Raw genomic sequence first — 17,966 nt, forward strand, 5'->3', positions numbered from 1 at the left:
GACAAGCATGTGACAATAATGTCACATGCTTGTAATTCGTACGAGTTCATTTTGCTGCGGGAAAGAGAGGATGAACGTGCTTCCTACGCCTACCACGGAGTGCGCAGAGACCTGGATGTGCAGCGTGTCAGCTGCTTTGCGGGCCAAATATAAGCCCATGCCCGTCGCGGCGCTGTCCTGATGCCAGGTCGTTGAGGTGAAGCCCTTATCGAAGATGCGGGGAAGATCCTTAGCGTTAATACCGCGTCCAAAATCCGTTACTTCGAGGACGGTACGCTCCTGTGTGAAGAAGCTCTTCACGATGATATCGGAAGCAAAGCTGTCGCTATATTTCACGGCATTCGTCAAGATCTGACGAAGGATAAAAGCGAGCCATTTGGCATCGCTGAGGACCGTCTCGGTAGCGTCTAGTTGAACATCAAAGCCAATCCCTTTTTGAATGCACCAAGATTGCAGCGATTTAATCTCCATATAGAGAAGATCTTCTATGTCTACCTTTTCAATGTAGAGATCATTTTCAATCGACGGTAACCGCTGTTGGTGAAGCTGTTGGTCAAGGAGATGATGGATGCGGAGCCATTCGAAGGTTATAGAGGCTTTCATCGGATCGTTCTCCAAGCGGCCAATCATCAAATGCATCGCGGTGAGAGGCGTCTTCACTTCGTGAATCCAAGCCAATAGCTCGTCTTTCTCCTGTTCCAGCGCTATTTGCTGCCGCGAGGCCGTCTGGTGGAGCCGCTGGGTTTGGTTGACCAAGGCGGATTCCATGATTTTCTCAAATGGACTTGCCGCATCTGCGATAGAGGATATATCAAGACTGGTTTCCCAGTCATTTAACCGCTTGATAAAAACCGTTTCTTTGGTATAACGAATGATCAAGAAGATGACGAACAGCATCGTGGATAAGAAAACAATATACAGAACGGATCGTAATGGAATCGAATGGTCGAGATAGGCAATTAACAGCAGGAGGGCTTCACTGAAGAGGAACATGAGGATCCAGCTTTTTCGCTCTAAGAGATACGCTTTAATCATAATGAGAGGTCTCTTCCGTTGCGATGTAGCCTTGCCCGACTTTGGTTTCAATAAAACGACCTAAATCCAGCTCGTCCAGCTTTTTTCTGAGCCGATTCACGTTCACAGTCAAGGTATTATCGCTGACAAAACGCTGGTCATTCCACAAGCTGTTGATGATGGCTTCCCGGCTGACAATCGTGTTCTTATGCTCGATGAGGAGCCTCAATATGTAGATTTCATTTTTGGTTAGTTCAATGGATCCCGAAGCGTTACTAATCATATTCTTTTCAAAATCAACCGTCGCACCGCACCATGTTTTCAGCTTCATTTGCTCCGTATTATAGTTATAAACGCGGCGGAGAATGGCATGGATTTTCGCGATCAGCACGTCAAAATGAAAAGGCTTTTGGATGAAGTCATCCGCTCCAAGCTGCATGGACATCACCATATCTGTCGGATGGTCACGCGAAGAGAGGAAAACAATCGGCACATTGGAATGCATCCGAATCATGCGACACCAATGAAAACCATCGAATTTGGGCAGTTGAATATCAATAATGACGAGGTCAGGCTTCAGGTCAATAAATGCCTCAACCACTTTATTAAAATCAGCGATGCCATGGACCTCATAGGACCATTGGGCCAACCGTTCTTTCATCTCTGCGAACAGGGTTGCATCATCTTCAATAAGTAAGATCTTAAACAAGGGAAGTCACCTACTTTACGTCATGCTATCGAGCTTATTCAAGCCAATGATAACATAAATTCTTCCACTCACAACAGACGCTTGTTTACTCAGATTAGCCGATTCTTAATTTATGGAATCAAATGGTATAATAATAAATAAGTAGAAGGAACTTAATCCACTTTGGATTATCATGCAAATTCCATTTAGACTTTCTTGATCACGATCCTACTTTTGATTTTTTGTTTTTAAATTTTGTCTTTTCTGTAACCATAGTATTTGGAATTGTCTTACTTTGCTATCTCCTAACTCGTAAGATTTGGTCTAGTAAGAAATTGCGGCATTGACAAAGTCCCCCGAGAACGCTATGATATCTCTTGTTGTATTTAGAATGTAACTGGAGGTGTTTTGACAATGGCAGTTCCTCAACGGAGAACGTCCAAAACACGTCGCGATAAGCGCCGTACTCACTTTAAACTGGCTGTGCCAGGAATGGTGAAGTGTGAACAATGTGCTGAACTTAAAAAAGCGCATCATGTTTGCAAAAACTGCGGTTCATATAAGGGTAGAGAGATCGTACAAGCTCAATAATCATATGAATCTTGCAATGAAAATGACACTCCTTAGGGAGTGTCATTTTTTTTTCTTTTTACCTCAATAAAATCAAAACTTAAAGCACAGTGTGCTTAACGAACCATGTTCGATGGTGTCGTGCAATACACGGATTTCTCGACCAGGGCTTCCGCTTCCGAGAGCAATGAGCAAAGGCACGAAGTGCTCTGCACGTGGAACACCCACTGCTGCATGCGGGGCTAGCGTTTCGTAGTTGCTTAAGGATTCGATATCTCTGGCGAGCACTTTGTCACGAATCCAATCTCTGAATTGCACAGTCCATTCGCGAGGTGGAGCATCCTTCTCACGGTCAATTTCATTAAAGTTGTGAGTCATAAATCCGCTTCCGATGACGAGAATACCGTCTTGCTCAAGTCCTTGCAACGCTTCGCCAATGGCAATCTGCTGTTTAGCGGGCAGGAATGGATTGACCGAAACGGGGACGATGGGAATGTCGGCTTCTGGATAAGTATGCATCAGGAGAGGGAATACGCCATGATCTAAGCCGCGATACGCCATCCGAACCGGAATGTTATTTCGGCGCAGACGTTCTTCTACCATGGAAGCAACGATGGTTGATCCTCTAGCAGGATACTGAACCTGATAAAAGGCCGCAGGAAATCCATAGTAATCATAAACCATTTCATGAACATCGTCCGTCGCAGCTATTGTTGTTATTTCGCTTTCAAAGTGAGCTGAGAAAATGACAATGGCTTTTGGTCGGTTTTCCTTGCCAAAGCGGTTCAGGAATGCGGTGAATTCGGACTTTTCGAAAATTGTATAGGGTGAGCCGTGGGGCAAAAAGACGGGTGAAAGCATAACATGACCTCCTATCCTTATTCGTAATGTTTGTTAAGTGTTCGCAACTTACAAACGTCCAGAAGCTACAAATAGTAATATCGCCAAGAGAATGATGTTCATTCCGATAGCCTGATTTTCTTTCCTCTTCGCGTGAAGTATTGCAGCAAGTACCATGATTAGACCAAGCGCAAAAGCGGCAAGTGGGGTCAAGGAAGGTGCAATTCCTGTCGCATAAGGTAATATTAATCCTAGTCCTCCAAACAACTGCGATATCCCGATGAAAGTTACCAGGCCTTTCGAGGAATCTTTCACCCAAGGCATCCCAGCTTTCGCTTTCTCATACTGAAAAGCTTTCATGGAACCAGCCATAATAAAAGCTAATGCCAACATACCTTGCGCGATCCATAATGCAATATTCATAATAAATTACCTCCTTGAATTAAGTAAGTGTATAGACGTATACTAATCCCTAGGAGCGATACTGAGAAGTAGTTACTTAAAATATATCTAGTATACAAAAAGATACCTTACGAGGGAGGCGATCAAAATGTCAACGGATTGTAAATTTGAAACTGTGTTAGAGATCCTTGTCGGCAAATGGAAGCCTGTCGTTTTGTTTCAACTTTTTTCAAATGGCACGATGAGATTCAACGAACTTCAAAAAGCTATTCCAGATATAACGAAGAAAATGCTTACCCAACAATTAAGGGAGTTAGAGTATCATGATATCGTTCATCGTGAGATCTATCGCCAAATCCCGCCTAAAGTCGAATATTCCATCACAGAATATGGTAAAGGAATGGCTACCGTCTTACAGGCAATGAATGATTGGGGAATGGCTCATGTGAATCATTTGAATGAGCTATATGGAGAAGATAGATCGGTGGAATCATTCGGAAGTAGATTGGATGAAGTTACAGGTAGATAGAATAAGGATGTGGCAGGGGACCCTCTTTTCAGTTCCAATCTCCACCCATCTCCACCTCCGAACGGAAACACTGAAATCAATGGTCAAAGATGCTAAAGTACATTTATTTCGATAGGATATGGCTCTAAATCGTAGAATTAATGCGAAAATACAACTTTTTGGAGCAAAAGCTGCCAAAACTGATGTTCACCTCCAGAAATAGTTGCATAATCACACGCATTTCAGATTGAGGGGTTACTTCGATTCAAAAGGATGTACTTTTGCATTTTTGACCACATAAGAATTTACAAGTTTCCGGTACTCGGAAGAACAAATTCTTATTGGCGATAAAAACCACCATTTATAGGGATCTTTGGTCGGAGACCAAAGATCCCTATAAATGGTCGCTCATCCTCGAAGTACTACGATAGAAGTTTTCTCATGCTCCTCAGCTGTTTGCTGTACTCACGATAGAAACTGGATTTTTATAAGATTAACACTAATTTCAAGAAAATAGGGCTGCCCTCAAGTAGAATTATCTACTTTTGGATAGCCCATTCGTTATTCCGTCAAGAAATCACTCCATCACCACATGCCACGGCTGCATCCACACAATTCGCTCGCCTACACGAAGGACGATGTTCAAGTCGTGCGGGCCCGAGGAGAGCGTGACAGAGGCGCTCAATCGATAGAGAGGGACGACCGTCTCATCGGTAACCGACTTAGTAGTGGCAGGGGCGAACGAAATCGCTGAAACGGAATCCTTACTGCCATGATCGTTGTTTTCTTCGAGAGATAGCTGTGGTTGCAGGGAGTTTTTAAGATTCTTCTGTGTCCATGCGTTATTTGTATCGTAAAGGAAGGCTTCTAGTTTGGCAGTTGTCCCCGTTAATTTGCCAGGGAGCTCACCGATTTCGACTTTATAGGCTCCTTCATAGAGGGCATGCCCCTCATACCAAGGAATGGGTGAAAGGCCGAATAATTGTTTGACGGCGGGCTGTTCCAAGTATAATTCGCCATCGCCACTTGATCGGGTGGGCGCGCTGCTAAGGGTTATTTTATTTGTTAAAATACCCTTCCAATAGATCTCAGCATTCCGGTCCCCCTTATGCAAAACGAAGCCATAATCGCCTTTCGTAAACCGAACGGCTTCCCTCGCTCCTTCCACATCCGCTTGCTCGTACCCCAGCTGCTCAGCTAGGATCTTCAGCCTCAGAACGTCCACGCCTTCCTTTACAAAGCCTGCGTCAACATCATCATTCCACTTCAAATTGCCTTGGCTGCCAGGCGAGATGATCAGTTCTTGTGGATATTGGATGCCAATTTGCAAAGCTGTGCCTGTATCCAGATCCCAGAATCGATCCTGATTCCATGGCTGATAAGGAATCCATCCGGTATGGCCTTCTGCGCTCACTTTGAGCCAGGTGGCTCCATTCGGCAGGCTCCATACCGCGGTTACGTCCACGTCCTGATTCCGTAGCAAAAGGACCGAAGACATATAGTACACATCGGGATAACGCTGGAGCTCACGGTCACCTCGAATGGACATCTTCCAATGGACGTTGACCGCATCTGCGGGCTCTCCCAAGAAGAGATTAATCCAACCGGTTCCTTTCGAGGTTTTTACATGGTACCAGGTCTTGGCGTACCAAATTTCATAAGGACCTCTACCGTACCAGAGCGGTTGAGTGATTTTCTCGAAGGCAGTGACCGTCTCACCGGAGAGGACAGCTATTTCTTTGTTCGATGGTCCATCAAATAAGGGCACCTCGGTGGTTAAGTTAAGCGTCTCATCGGTTGAGACGATGGGAACGCCATTTTGCCATGTCCATAGGGGACCCTCGTCCGTTTCTACTAAGAAATACCGATCATAGATGGTCGTAAACTCCTTAATGATGCGAGTTTCGCCTGCTGGCACATAGACCGTTTTTGCATGACCTGGATCCGGATGAAGAACGTCCAGAAGATCCGAATTTCCGCTTACATTTTGATGGTAAACAGGCTTGTTAACGTCCTGAATAATACCTATCTGATTCACTGGGATATGCGCCCACAAGTCTCCCAGCCAGGTAGTGTGAATCTGAATCCATGCCTTACTGGACGGATCGTTCGTATAGAACCATTGCTTCGCCGCGCTGACGACCTCTACTTCTTGCGGTGTGAGTGCCGCTATTGAACCGCCGCGTTCACTTGCTTTGCTGTAGAGAGGCGTATCTGAAGTCAGCATTACGTGTTCAGGTGGCGCGATATCAATCTCCCATGGGTTGGGATGAATCCACCTTGGGCCGAACATCGTCTCGATTTTCCAAGTTGCTGCGCCGATGGACCAAGCGCCATAGGTCTCAATGACCTTGACGTTTTGCGGGGAGAACCATCCCTCGGGTTGATCGATAGGTGTATCTGACGCAGGGTAGTAAGCTGTATCTGACAAGAGCTCTATAGATTCAGGAATACGCAAACCATCAGGGGAATAGGGCCCCTGAGCCATGAAATCAGCTGAAGTTCCAGCCGGTTTGACCAGCAGACCAACTAGGATTGCAGCTAACAAAGTTACCATCAAGCTTACCCGCCACTTCATTCTCAACCACTTCCCATCACTATTTGTGGTAAATATTTCAAATATTAGACGTGAAATATGGTTAAAAGTTTCTATTATAGGAGTATCATAGTAGCACGAGGTGAAACGCATGCTGAAGATGAGGCGTCGAAAGGAGTAAGTGCGTTTGAAATTTTTGTATTATTTTATGGTGTTAATTTTAGTAGTAGGTTTGACCGCATGCCAAGCAACAGAGCCTACAATAGTTGAACCGAGCGCCGTGCAGCAGGAGAAAACAGCTCCCGATATCGTGAAAGGGAATGAAGCAACCCCTACGATTAATGAGGTTAAGGATCTAACGTCTCTTATTCCTAAAGGGTGGCAGCTACTTGTTCGGCAGAGTGGCCCTGTGAAGGTAGAAGGTGACTTGAACAAAGACGGTATCCAAGACGTGGCTGTTGTCATCGAAAAGATAGAAACCAAAGCAGGTGAAGCACCTGATAGGGCACTACTTATTGCTTTTGGGAATAAGGATAATACCTATACACGCTCAATTGTCGCTGATAAGGCGATTCTCAAAGCCGACGAAGGCGGGATTTGGGGCGATCCCCTGGATAGTATTGCTATCGATAGAGGTTCCGTTGTCGTTCATTTCTATGGGGGGAGTAACTGGAGATGGTACGGAAATTACCGATTCAGATTTCAAAACGGTGACTGGTACCTAATAGGTGCCACCGTTGGATCTTATTTTACAGGTACGACAACGCAAAATAATGGAGATGAAGAAGACTATAACCTGCTTACAGGTGATTATGTCAAAAGAATCGTAGACGACCCCAAGGCTGAGAAGCCCACTTCACACACAATAACTGGCAACATCGGGAAGAAGAAGCTTCTGAAGCTAAGTAATTTTGAGGCGACGGGATCGACCGATCAGTTTTTACAATAAATCGTGTTCGCGGCCACTGGATGCGTCAGATGATGCGGGTTCTTGTGGTTGCGGGCTGCTACATGAACTCTCTATCCCATCGCCCATATACCTAGCCATTTTCTCTCCCTCTTTTTACCCCGATTTTCGCCCCGGAAATCACCTGAACACACACTTATCCCCAAACTTACCCACAGTATTCACATGTCCACAAATCATGCTGTGCATAAGATTCTGTAATCCTTATACACATATCCACAGAATATCTTATCCACAGGTGGGGTAGATCTGCCTTTGGGAACTAGCTACTAAACCAGTATCGCGAGTTGACTGAGCGAATCGATGATGGCTTACTGAACTTTTAGATGCTCAAGAAGGTGCTTTTCCTCCTCTAATTTGGTATGCTGTATTATGTTGTAACATTGTTGTAATATTTTCGTAACAGTGACACCGCAAAAGCCGCTCAGCGGCTATACCGGATGAGTCGCCAACAGCACCTTATATGCACCTGAGGATGTGGACAACTCCGCCTTTGGTCTAGTTTTTTTCACGACCTTTGGCTAACGAAAGACAGTACCTTAGTGCGTTCAGTAAATGGCTCAACTCCTTTATGATAGAGGTAACGTAGAGGAGAGCGAGGATTTGGTATGAGAACGAAAGCTTGGATGTCCTATTTGCTGGCTTGCAGCGGATTACTTGTGATCCCTTTAGTAGGGCTCATTTATATACATTTAAATCAAGATACTGGAACAGCGTATAGCTTAATGACGGATCTCGATCGACAGATACCTTTTATCAAAGGCTTCGTGGTCCCGTATTTAGCCTGGTATGGCTATCTAGCCGTAGGATTCCTGTATATCGCGTATCGAGATCGCGCGAACTACCTCCAAACACTCGTGGAATTTATTATAGGTTTGCTTTTGTGCTATGGCGTCTATGCTATATATCAGACAACAGTGCCGCGGCCGGACATTATTGGAAGTGATTGGCTGCTGCAGACGGTACGGTGGGTGTACAGCTCGGATGAACCTTTTAACTGTTTTCCCAGTACGCATGTATTAACAGCTTATCTCATGATGAGGGCGTATCTTCGCTCCACACGGATTGCGATGACTTACAAATTCCTTGCAACAACTATGGCGGTTCTCATTATCATCTCGACACTGTTCGTTAAGCAGCATGTGCTCATGGATATTGTGGGTGCAGTGATAGTGGCTGAGGGTGTCGTCTATATAGTTAGTAGAAGTAGAAAAGGTTGGTTAACAGGATCGATGGCTGCTAGTGCGCGGCAGGATAAGCTCGAAAGGGGACTAAAGCAATGAGACGAAAAGGAAAGCTTTTGATACTGACGGGCAGTCTTGGAGATGGGCACAATAAAGCAGCACAGGCGATTCTGGAAGCCGTTTGCCTGCATAGACCGGATATGGAAGTGAAAGTGGTCGACTATTTGGCGTGGACACACCCGTACCTGCATGGGTTCGGCAAATACTGTTATATGCAATGGGTGAAAAGCTTGCCCTCGGTGTATGGTTTTCTATATCACAAGACCAGACATGATACCGCGTTATCCCATATGCTCAAAAGAATGAAATCATTCAACACTGACCGAATGTTGGATTTGTTAGAAGAGGAAGCGCCCACGGAAGTTGTATGTACGTTCCCAGGAGCTGCTGCAGCTATGTCTTATCTAAAATGTAACGGCTTTACGACCGTGCCGACCGTGACGGTCATCACCGATTACACCGATCACAGCTACTGGATTCATCCGGGGACGGATAAGTATCTGGTCGGGGCAGAGCATGTGAAGCAAGCGCTTCTGAAGTATGCGATTCCCGAGCAGCGTATCGTCGTCACAGGGATTCCGATTCGCATGCCCTTCACACAAACGTACAATCGTGCCGAGCTGCGAGATAAACATGGCTTGAAACGCGACATGCCGACGGTCCTAGTAATGGGCGGCGGACATGGTCTGATCGGGAAGTCATTCAAATCCGTGCTGCAATCGGATGAACTGGCGGTGCCGGTGCAATTCGTTTTCGTGTGTGGGCGCAACGAGAAGCTGAAGCAGCATCTGGAAGAGGAGCTAGGCGGCTCGAATAGGCATCATCATGTGATGGTGACAGGATTCGTTGATCATGTTCATGAGCTGATGGCGCTGTCCGATCTGATCGTGACGAAGCCAGGCGGACTCACCGTATCCGAAGCGCTTGCGCTCGATCTACCGATGATGCTGTACAAGCCGATTCCAGGACAGGAGCAGGCGAACGCTGCCTATCTGGTTGGGATTGGTGCAGCCGTTGAAGTGAAGAATGAGGCCGAGATGAAAAGCCAACTGCTTGAAGTCATCGCAAACCAATCTGTTCTGCTTGAGCTGAAGAAAAATGCACAGATGAGTCATCGCCAACCGGATGTGCTTCGCACCGTGGATGCGATTTTGGAAACGGAGCATCATTATCTTCCCATTCAGGATGGCTTACAATTTTCATATGCCAATGTTTAAAATCGTTGTCAGATCACAGAGAAGACCCTTCTTCCACCCCTTTTTGGCGTGGAAATAGGGTCTTTTTTTTATGCGAAAATAACCCATCAGCCGCAACCGTCAGTCGTTACTTGTCTTCCTGCATCGTGACGATGATATCCTGCGCGTAGTTGCCGAATGGTTTACCAAATAGCGTAACCCCGCCACAATTCGCGGCCGTTTCTAAGGATGCAATACGGAAATGAATGTCTTGCGAGAATAAGATATTCAGGTCATGAATCGTGGTCGTCGATATTTGCGTGCCATCTAGAAAAGAGCCCTGCGGATTCACCGTAATAATTTTCAGCAGACCATGCTGCGTGTTGCCATTTCCCCACCAATCGGGGGACAGTACACCTCTGTGCTTGCCGAAATCGCCAGGGCAGGTCCATTGACCGAGCGGCTTATCGTTGATGGAAAAGGAAATATCCGAAGGCCAGTTCTCGTTAAAGCCAGGAGCCTCTGAGCATATTTCAAACGAAATTTCCAACGTGCGGAGCTTCTGGTTACTGTGAAAAAAATTAGGGATGCGGTACTCGACATAGCCGCTGCCGAACCAGAGAATGCCAGCTTGCACATGCTGCGGATCTGCAAAATACCGCGGATCATCCAGCACCCCAATCAACTGCGTCGGGGAAGCTAGGCCACACGTTGGGTTCACGTCGAAAGCCGAATATTGGCCGATGGGAATCGCAACCATCGTTGTTGGATGCTCGTAGGGCTTCTTCGACTTAAACTGAAGCGTAGCTTGTTCAAGCTGCAGGTAGCAGATCTTTTGTGTGCCGCGCACACCAGTCACGCTCTCCGAACGCACGATGCCAGCTTGCTCTAGCTTCTGGATGTGCTTCGTCACGATCGCCGACGAAATCTCCAGTCGCTGGGACAGCTGTTTAATATTTAACGGCGCTTCGCCCAATAGTTCAATCATCTTCACGCGAGTCTCCGAGGAGAAGCATTCTAGGAAGGGCATATTTTTGGATGAAACCTCAATTTGCATAGGGGGACCTCGACTTTGCATGCATAGTTTTCTCTATTGTATAACCTGTAGGTTATTTAAACAACTTATTTGTATGGTGCCTGTTACCTATTTTTGGGATAGAAAGATAACGAATAGGAAAATATAGGGGCAGGAGGTGAACTGAATGTCGTCGTTTTCTAATCCCAAAATCAATCCCATAAATGGGTATATTCTATGTATAAGCGGAACATTTTCCTTAGCCCAAATTTCCGGCGCAATCATATTAATTGAACAAGCCAAGCGGGATGCTTTTGTCAGCAGTCTCATCGGCTGTTTCTTGTATACCTTATATGCTTTTTGGATTATTCGAATCGTACGCAATCAAGATCCTAACCAATCTTTCCTCGAAATCATTGAACATAAGATGGGAAGTTTGATCGCGTGGGCAGTGAGATACTGGATAACCCTTTACTTGTTATGTGAAATGTTTGTCAATAACAAAAATATAGTCACTTGGGTTAAATCCATTATTTTGCCCTTTACGCCTATTTGGGCGATTTCATTGCCCCTACTGATCGTTTGTGCCTATTTAGCCGTTAAAGGAATCAAACCGATCGCTATTTCCTATTCCGTATTAATACCAACTACGTATATTCTGATCGTATTTATGGCTGTGTTTACGTATAAATACAGGCATTTTGACCTGCTTCTCCCGCTATTTAGTGAAGGGGCAGGGCCCATCTTAGAAGGCGGGATAACCACTTTCAGGGCTGGCATGGATTTGTTTCTGTTAGTATTACTATCGCCTCATACGCAAGGTCAATTTAAATGGAAGCATGCTGTTATCATGAGTTCTGTTGTTTCTATTTTTATCATCAATGGTGTTTTGAGTGTTTTGACGATATTCGGCCCTTATGAAGCTGAGAAACAGCGATTTCCATCTTTTTCGCTATGGCGTTTAGTTAGAATTAGCAGCTTCGTTGAACATCTTGACTTTCTATCCATGTTCCAGTGGCTGAGTAATACCGCAATCTTCATCAGTTTGGGGTTATTTCTCATAGGTGATGTACTAACTATCAAGCAACCGCATAAAAAAATCGTGATTCTGACAGCTACTGCGGCCTTATTTATCTCTGTAGAACTTCAAATTAACGATAGCGATTTTCTAGCTTTCACGAAATACTACTTCTATCCGCTCTCCACATTGTCGATTCTCTGCTGGACGATACTAGCCTACTTTACAACCAGAAAAAGAGGTTTGTCATGAAGATCCAATATGCAACAGAAGCGGATTTCAGAGCTTTATTCTCTTCCTGCTACGATGTGAAAATCCAGAAGCACGGTGTTACACAGGTCATTCATTGCGAAGGCATGGTGGATACCAAACAGTTAAACGAAAATGTTCTCCCGCGAATGAAAGCCATGATTCAAAATGATGAGTTGACACTTTTAGATGGAAGTGTAGAACTTAGTGAAATTGAACAGCGTGTATTTTCAGGCAGCGTGATCGTCTTAATTTTCCGTGAGAATGAAACCCACGTATATGAAGCAGATATTGCTAACCCTCCAAAACGTCAGCCGGAAGAATCTATTAATGAAATATCTATTCGCGGACCGCGCGACGGTTTTACAGAGGAAGTGATCACCAATGTTGCCCTCATTCGCAAACGATTAAAAACCACTTCCCTTCAATATGAGCACTTCCTTGTAGGCAAGAGAGGAAATGTAAGCCTAGCCATTCTTTATATCAAAGATATTATGAACCCAGAAATTGTTATGGAAGCGAAGCGGCGGATTTCCCGAATTGATGTGGACTCCGTTATTGGGTGTGCGCAGTTGGAAGAATATTTAAGTGATTCAAGTGATTCCATCTTTCCACTAGTGGACTCGATTGGAAGACCTGACTTTGCGGCTGAGGCGCTGTTGCGGGGCAGATTTGTTATTATTTTGGACGGATCACCCATGGCTCTCATTGGCCCATCCAATCTTACTGAGCAATTAAAATCGCCAGAAGATGTTCATTCGGCCTACTATTACACGATATTGCAACGCATACTGCGACTTATCGGTTTAGGTACGGCTATGTTTCTGCCTGGCTTCTATATTTCATTGACTTGCTTTAATATCGACCAACTTCCGTTTCCGTTATTAGCAACCATAGCTGCGGCCCGTACGGGCATACCTTATTCATCGACGATTGAAAATTTTTTGATTTTGGGATTATTCGAATTGTTTCGTGAAGCGGGCATACGCCTTCCGAAGCCGGTGGGTCAAACGGTAACAGTAGTCGGAGGTCTCATTATTGGAGATGCTGCAATTCGTTCCGGACTTGCCTCTCCTGCCTTGCTTATGGTTACGGCAGCGTCTGCCGTTGCGTCCTTTACATTGGTTAATCAATCCTTAACAGGTACCGTCACCATTCTTCGTATTTACATGTTAGTGATATCCTCCTGTTTAGGTATATATGGATTTTTTATTGGTTTAATTTCAGTAGTGGCATACACCTCTACATTAACATCCTTCGGTATATCCTACTGGTCTCCGATTGCTGATCTCAATGTTAGCTCGTCGATAGTAGCATTGTTCAACCGACCTTTCAAATCCAAAAACAAAAGACCGGAAATGTTAAATACGACAGATCCTACGTCACAAGGGGAAAGACCATGAAACCAGCGGCACTCCTACTCATGATCTGTTCGATGTTATGCCTGTCAGGGTGTTGGGACAATAAAAATATTCAAGAAATGCTTTACGCTTCTGCCATTGGGGTAGATTACAAAAATAATCAGTATGAAGTCTACATTCAGATCGTATCTTTTAACCGTGTAGCTAAGGCGGAAAATGCAGGCGGAATAGGTGGTCCGAGCGTGTATGTAGGCAAAGGGAGAGGGAAGACGGTCTCTTTGGCATTAGGCGATATTTATGCGACAGTACAAAGAAAGTTATATTGGAGTCATGTCCGTAGTTTCCTGTTTTCCGAAAGTGCCATTCAAGCTGGAGGCGACGAATACTTTGATAATTTAAAGAGATACAGAGAATTTAGGTATACACCCTGGATATTCGGCACAAAAGGGTCCATTGAGGATATTATTAGGACACCTTCTTTTTTCCAAATGTCTCCGATCACAGGAATTCTTAGCCAACCGGAAGATAATTATCATCAAAGTTCATTCATAAAGCCTATGCAAGCGCAAGAATATCAAATAGATCTGAATGAGCCAGGCCAGTCGGCTTTAGTCCCTTCCCTAACCATTGATAAAACCGCATGGGAGTCCGAAAAGAAATCCGAAAACAAATTGAAAATAAACGGTGTGTTTGTCGTTGGGAAAAATGATTATCAAGGTTGGTTGGCAATCAATCAACTTGGCGGACTGCGATGGATGGAGAAAGCGACAATAAGAACGCCTATGGAAACCAAGTCGGCCATCGTCTCACTCGAAAAACCCAAACCTAAGATAATAGTCACAGAACAAGACGGGAAAATGATTTTCGACATTGAGATTAAGGTCACAGGGAATATCGTTGAATTACTTGACAGCCATGACACAGAGCAAGAAATTGAGAAAGACGCGGAGCAGCAAATTCAAAAAGAAGTCCGAGCTACATTTGAAGATGGATTACGCATTAAGGCGGATATTTACAATTTTAGAAATGTGATGTTTAAGAAAAAAATGAAAAACTGGCAAGATATTGAGCTGACATCATCATCGCTAAACCGAATCGATGTCCATGTAAAGATTCAACATACGGGAGAGTTGAAGAAATCCTAGCTTGATTACGAAGCTGAACAAATCTGTCGTAAATCCACATCAAGCTAGGATAAATTTCGCTATTTCCGCTTCTCTTGCATCCGATAACGGCTCCGAACTATCCCAATAGAGGAGAGAGGACGGTTCCATCCGCCAAGTAACCTCTCTACGCAGTAACGAAGAACGGAATTGCTGCCAATTCTCCAATTTCCAAACATCCAAAGCGGAACCCCTCAGGCGAATACGCTCCTTATAAGCTTCCTCACTCGGTAAATACGCATAAATCACCCTAACGCTGACATCATGTATCGTAGCGCCGATCCGAGCTAGCTCCCCTTCAAGCCAGAGCGGATCTCCTTGCTCCTTCGTAAAAGGCCCGATCACGATGGCATCCTGATTCACCGACAACTGTTCGAGCGCTGCGTCCATCGTGATGCGATAGCCCAAATCGCGGCAATGTGCCTTGTAAAATGGCGAATCCCGATCGCTCGGATCTTGCCCGGCAAGGGTCATGATGGCTTCTGCGGCAGGGCGCAGCAAGGTGTCCATATCCAACAAAGCCCCGCCATGTCGGCTCACCCAAGTCTTCGCTAGGGTTGTTTTGCCTGCACCAGCAGGACCGATGAAAAAGATTAATTTGCGCATATAGGTAACCTCCGAAAAATGCGGTTTAAGAGAATGTTCCAATGATTGTATCATAGGAGCTGCTGTCAGGTATCACTTTGAGCGCAGCCATAGTAGGGATAGGTAGGTTGTGTCTTGCTTTATAGGTAGGAGAGTGATAGATTGATATAAATGGTAAAGTTTACCTTTTTTTTAATCGGTAAGTGCTCAGGTGTACAAAAATTTTTAAGGAGAGTAAAAATGTTAAGGGAAGAAGCGAGGAAAATAATAGCAGAAAGATCGGCATTATCGGTTAATGATCTAAGAATCCCAATGTATTGGGAGAAGTTAACCGAATTACTAGCTAGAGATGAAATAGCAACATTAAATTATTTGAACGTATGTAATGAAGATGAGATGCTCTGGATTAGTGAAGTATTTGAAGATGTAGCATTACAATTAAAAAGTAGAGAGTATATAGAATGTCTGAAAAAAATTGATCTAAAGTACCCAAATTTGAAACTAACAATACACATTAAAATTGCAGAGGATTGGAGTTTATTTGACTAGAGAAAAAAGATAGTCTAGTACTTTCAGCGTTTTAGAGATAGGGGGAAGGTCTCGTTGCTAAGTATCATTCAGAGCCTAATTGGTTTCTTACTACTGTTTCTAATCGATTTCGCTATCTTCGGGAAACTAACGACTACAATTATAGTGGTTTTATTTCTGTTATTGTCAGTAGTTTGTATTGTTCGTGACTATCGAACCTATTTCTACATTAAAAAAGCTAGTTTCTTTAACAACCTTGTCTGGTATGTAATCGTCATGGTAATTGTTGTGTTACAACTAACGATAGGAGAAGAAAATATAAAACTTCCTTATTTAGGAACCAACTAAATGAGGTGATGAAGGTCTGTCAATCGTTGACGGGCCTTCTCTTTGTGCGCTAAATTCAAAGTTGATGATGATTCTCATTTTCATGAATAGAAAGGGGCCTCGCGCCAATCACGGATAAAGCAGAGGGCGTAGGCGAGAAAGCACAGCCGAACATGGAAACGATTTTAAAGTTGAAGCCTGACGTTATTCTGATGAGCACCAAATTTCCTGCTGAAACCATTGAGAAAATGACCAAAGTGGGCCCGACGATTCCGGTATCTCATATTGCAACGGATTGGGAAAATAACTTGAATTTGCTTGCTGAGCTGATAGGTAAACAAGATAAAGCGAAACAAGTGCTGGAGAAGTACAAAACGGATTCAGCAACGTTGAAAGCGAAAATTGGTCCTGTTTTCAATGATAAAAAAGTATTGGCCATTCGCGTACGCACAGGCAGCTTGTTCATCTATCCGGAGGATGTATTCTTCAATCCATCCATCTATGCCGAATTGGGTGCAACGGTTCCAGCGGAAGTAAAAGCAGCGAAAGCACAGGCCAATATTTCACTTGAGAAGCTTTCCGAGATGAATCCGGATTACTTGATCGTTGAATTCTCTGAAGAAGAGAATAAGGATACACCGAAGGTGTTTGAAGATCTGAAAAACAACCCTATTTTAAAAACATTAATGCCGTTAAGAATGGTCAATTATATACGAATCTGGTAGACCCGCTTTTACAAGGTGGTACGGCTTACAGCAAAATCAAATTCCTAGAAGCGATTAACAGTTCGAAAATCGTTGGAGCAAAGTGAGTATACGGCTATGAAATGGAGAGTTCCCGCACCAACCATCATCTTACTGGCAGCGCCTTTCGCTGTGCTTTTTACGATCGTGCTGTCCATTACGTATGGGGCCAAAAGCATTGATATCAGCCGAATCATCGAGTCTTTCGTCTATCCAGCAGTCGTGGTAGGAATCGGCTATCCGACGGCGGAGCCGTTTGATTCTTCGCGGTTTTATGATTTTACGATGCCACCCCCCGAGAAGTGTTGGATGCTTTACCCGTACGCAACAAAGATGCCGCTAGGCCACAGGTTGGAGGCGCGGACGCTTTCCGGACCTTTATCGAGCAGGAACTTAAACCGCGCATCGAACGCGATTATCCGATTCATACAAAGCAGCAAGCGATTTTTGGCCATTCGCTGGGAGGTCTTTTCGTGCTGCAAACATTGTTCACACAGCCTCACATGTTCCAGACCTATATAGCTGGCAGCCCTTCGGTTCACTGGAACAAGGTCATGCTGAAGGAACAAGAAGACCAATACCCGCTGATCTCGGCGACACGCAACCGAACCACAAGCTGCTTATCACCATCGGTGAGCACGAAAAGAATCACCCGAGCCATATGAGCGAGAATGCGAAAGAGCTGTATGAGCGCCTCGCGCTTTTGCCAAGTGAGAAGCTGCAAGCTGACTTCTATGAGTTCGAAGGGGAAGGGCATGTCTCCGTGCTTCCTGCGCTCGTCAGTCGTGCGGTTCGCTTTTTGTAAGCCATATTTCTATTTTCAGAAATAGCCCGACATCTAGCGCTTAGGCGTGAAGAGATATCGGGTCTTTCTGGTTTTCCAAACTATATGTTGAAAGTGCTTCTTGTTTCAGGAGTGAATTACTTGATAATGGGAATCATTATCGCTAATAAATGTTAAATCAAGGGAATATAATTGTCAACTACCAATTTTTAGTGAGCATAATAGGTGGGATGATGTCGTCGTGTTCGG

At 44.6% G+C, this 17,966-nt stretch carries 16 protein-coding genes and 2 pseudogenes; 11 read left to right on the forward strand and 7 right to left on the reverse strand.

The features are described from left to right. Positions 1–21 precede the first annotated feature (21 nt). Positions 22–1,035: a sensor histidine kinase gene (locus AC58PQ_RS17300; RefSeq protein WP_497243581.1), complete on the reverse strand. Its 1,014-nt coding sequence runs from the start codon at positions 1,033–1,035 to the stop codon at positions 22–24. Beyond that, positions 1,028–1,723, reverse strand: coding sequence for a response regulator transcription factor (locus tag AC58PQ_RS17305; RefSeq protein WP_497243583.1), 696 nt, complete (start codon positions 1,721–1,723; stop codon positions 1,028–1,030). Before AC58PQ_RS17305 ends, AC58PQ_RS17300 begins: the two co-directional genes overlap by 8 nt. Before the next feature lie 393 nt (positions 1,724–2,116). Between AC58PQ_RS17305 and rpmF the strand changes: the two genes are divergently transcribed. Then, on the forward strand, positions 2,117–2,293 hold the full coding sequence (rpmF, locus tag AC58PQ_RS17310) for a 50S ribosomal protein L32 (RefSeq protein ID WP_047680282.1): 177 nt from the start codon (positions 2,117–2,119) through the stop codon (positions 2,291–2,293). A 72-nt stretch (positions 2,294–2,365) separates the two neighbouring features. Here rpmF and AC58PQ_RS17315 read toward each other — a convergent pair whose 3' ends face one another. Together AC58PQ_RS17315 and AC58PQ_RS17320 are read right to left on the reverse strand one after the other, a co-directional pair. After that, the gene (locus AC58PQ_RS17315) at positions 2,366–3,133 is read right to left on the reverse strand and encodes a DODA-type extradiol aromatic ring-opening family dioxygenase (RefSeq protein ID WP_497243585.1); all 768 of its coding nucleotides are present in this window, start codon (positions 3,131–3,133) and stop codon (positions 2,366–2,368) included. Positions 3,134–3,181: 48 nt separating this feature from the next. Then, positions 3,182–3,535 (reverse strand): DoxX family protein, encoded by a 354-nt coding sequence (locus AC58PQ_RS17320; RefSeq protein WP_497243587.1) that lies wholly within the window; start codon positions 3,533–3,535, stop codon positions 3,182–3,184. Positions 3,536–3,662: 127 nt separating this feature from the next. Here AC58PQ_RS17320 and AC58PQ_RS17325 point away from each other — a divergent pair, with 127 nt between their 5' ends. After that, a complete protein-coding gene (locus AC58PQ_RS17325; protein WP_497243589.1) occupies positions 3,663–4,043 on the forward strand; it encodes a winged helix-turn-helix transcriptional regulator in 381 nt (126 codons plus the stop codon). Between the two features lie 556 nt (positions 4,044–4,599). Here the strand turns inward: AC58PQ_RS17325 and AC58PQ_RS17330 are convergent. Beyond that, positions 4,600–6,600, reverse strand: coding sequence for a hypothetical protein (locus AC58PQ_RS17330; protein WP_497243591.1), 2,001 nt, complete (start codon positions 6,598–6,600; stop codon positions 4,600–4,602). A 145-nt stretch (positions 6,601–6,745) separates the two neighbouring features. Here AC58PQ_RS17330 and AC58PQ_RS17335 point away from each other — a divergent pair, with 145 nt between their 5' ends. From AC58PQ_RS17335 to AC58PQ_RS17345, 3 genes are all read left to right on the forward strand, one after another. Next, a complete protein-coding gene (locus AC58PQ_RS17335; protein WP_497243593.1) occupies positions 6,746–7,507 on the forward strand; it encodes a hypothetical protein in 762 nt (253 codons plus the stop codon). A 626-nt stretch (positions 7,508–8,133) separates the two neighbouring features. Continuing rightward, positions 8,134–8,808 (forward strand): phosphatase PAP2 family protein, encoded by a 675-nt coding sequence (locus AC58PQ_RS17340; RefSeq protein ID WP_497243595.1) that lies wholly within the window; start codon positions 8,134–8,136, stop codon positions 8,806–8,808. Further along, positions 8,805–9,986, forward strand: coding sequence for an MGDG synthase family glycosyltransferase (locus tag AC58PQ_RS17345; protein ID WP_497243597.1), 1,182 nt, complete (start codon positions 8,805–8,807; stop codon positions 9,984–9,986). Before AC58PQ_RS17340 ends, AC58PQ_RS17345 begins: the two co-directional genes overlap by 4 nt. Before the next feature lie 106 nt (positions 9,987–10,092). Here the strand turns inward: AC58PQ_RS17345 and AC58PQ_RS17350 are convergent, their stop codons facing one another. Continuing rightward, complete coding sequence (locus AC58PQ_RS17350; RefSeq protein ID WP_497243599.1) at positions 10,093–11,022, reverse strand: ArsR/SmtB family transcription factor; 930 nt, start codon at positions 11,020–11,022, stop codon at positions 10,093–10,095. 124 nt (positions 11,023–11,146) lie between these two features. Here AC58PQ_RS17350 and AC58PQ_RS17355 point away from each other — a divergent pair, with 124 nt between their 5' ends. From AC58PQ_RS17355 to AC58PQ_RS17365, 3 genes are read left to right on the forward strand one after another with little or no spacing between them, the layout of a single operon-like run. Beyond that, positions 11,147–12,229 (forward strand): GerAB/ArcD/ProY family transporter, encoded by a 1,083-nt coding sequence (locus AC58PQ_RS17355; RefSeq protein WP_497243601.1) that lies wholly within the window; start codon positions 11,147–11,149, stop codon positions 12,227–12,229. Continuing rightward, a complete protein-coding gene (locus AC58PQ_RS17360) occupies positions 12,226–13,629 on the forward strand; it encodes a spore germination protein (protein WP_497243603.1) in 1,404 nt (467 codons plus the stop codon). The genes AC58PQ_RS17355 and AC58PQ_RS17360 overlap by 4 nt, the downstream gene beginning before the upstream one ends. After that, complete coding sequence (locus AC58PQ_RS17365) at positions 13,626–14,732, forward strand: Ger(x)C family spore germination protein (RefSeq protein ID WP_497243605.1); 1,107 nt, start codon at positions 13,626–13,628, stop codon at positions 14,730–14,732. The genes AC58PQ_RS17360 and AC58PQ_RS17365 overlap by 4 nt, the downstream gene beginning before the upstream one ends. 39 nt (positions 14,733–14,771) lie before the next feature. Here the strand turns inward: AC58PQ_RS17365 and AC58PQ_RS17370 are convergent, their stop codons facing one another. Further along, the gene (locus AC58PQ_RS17370) at positions 14,772–15,356 is read right to left on the reverse strand and encodes a P-loop nucleotide/nucleoside kinase family protein (RefSeq protein WP_497243607.1); all 585 of its coding nucleotides are present in this window, start codon (positions 15,354–15,356) and stop codon (positions 14,772–14,774) included. Between the two features lie 219 nt (positions 15,357–15,575). Here AC58PQ_RS17370 and AC58PQ_RS17375 point away from each other — a divergent pair, with 219 nt between their 5' ends. From AC58PQ_RS17375 to AC58PQ_RS17385, 3 genes and pseudogenes are all read left to right on the forward strand, one after another. Next, positions 15,576–15,884, forward strand: a complete 309-nt coding sequence (locus tag AC58PQ_RS17375) for a hypothetical protein (protein ID WP_497243609.1) — start codon at positions 15,576–15,578, stop codon at positions 15,882–15,884. A 434-nt stretch (positions 15,885–16,318) separates the two neighbouring features. After that, a pseudogene (locus tag AC58PQ_RS17380) lies at positions 16,319–17,001 on the forward strand (ABC transporter substrate-binding protein); the annotation flags it as partial. 285 nt (positions 17,002–17,286) lie between these two features. After that, positions 17,287–17,738: pseudogene (locus AC58PQ_RS17385) on the forward strand (alpha/beta hydrolase); the annotation flags it as partial. Between the last annotated feature and the right edge of the window lie 228 nt (positions 17,739–17,966).

This window comes from Paenibacillus sp. J22P143 (genome assembly GCF_059692035.1).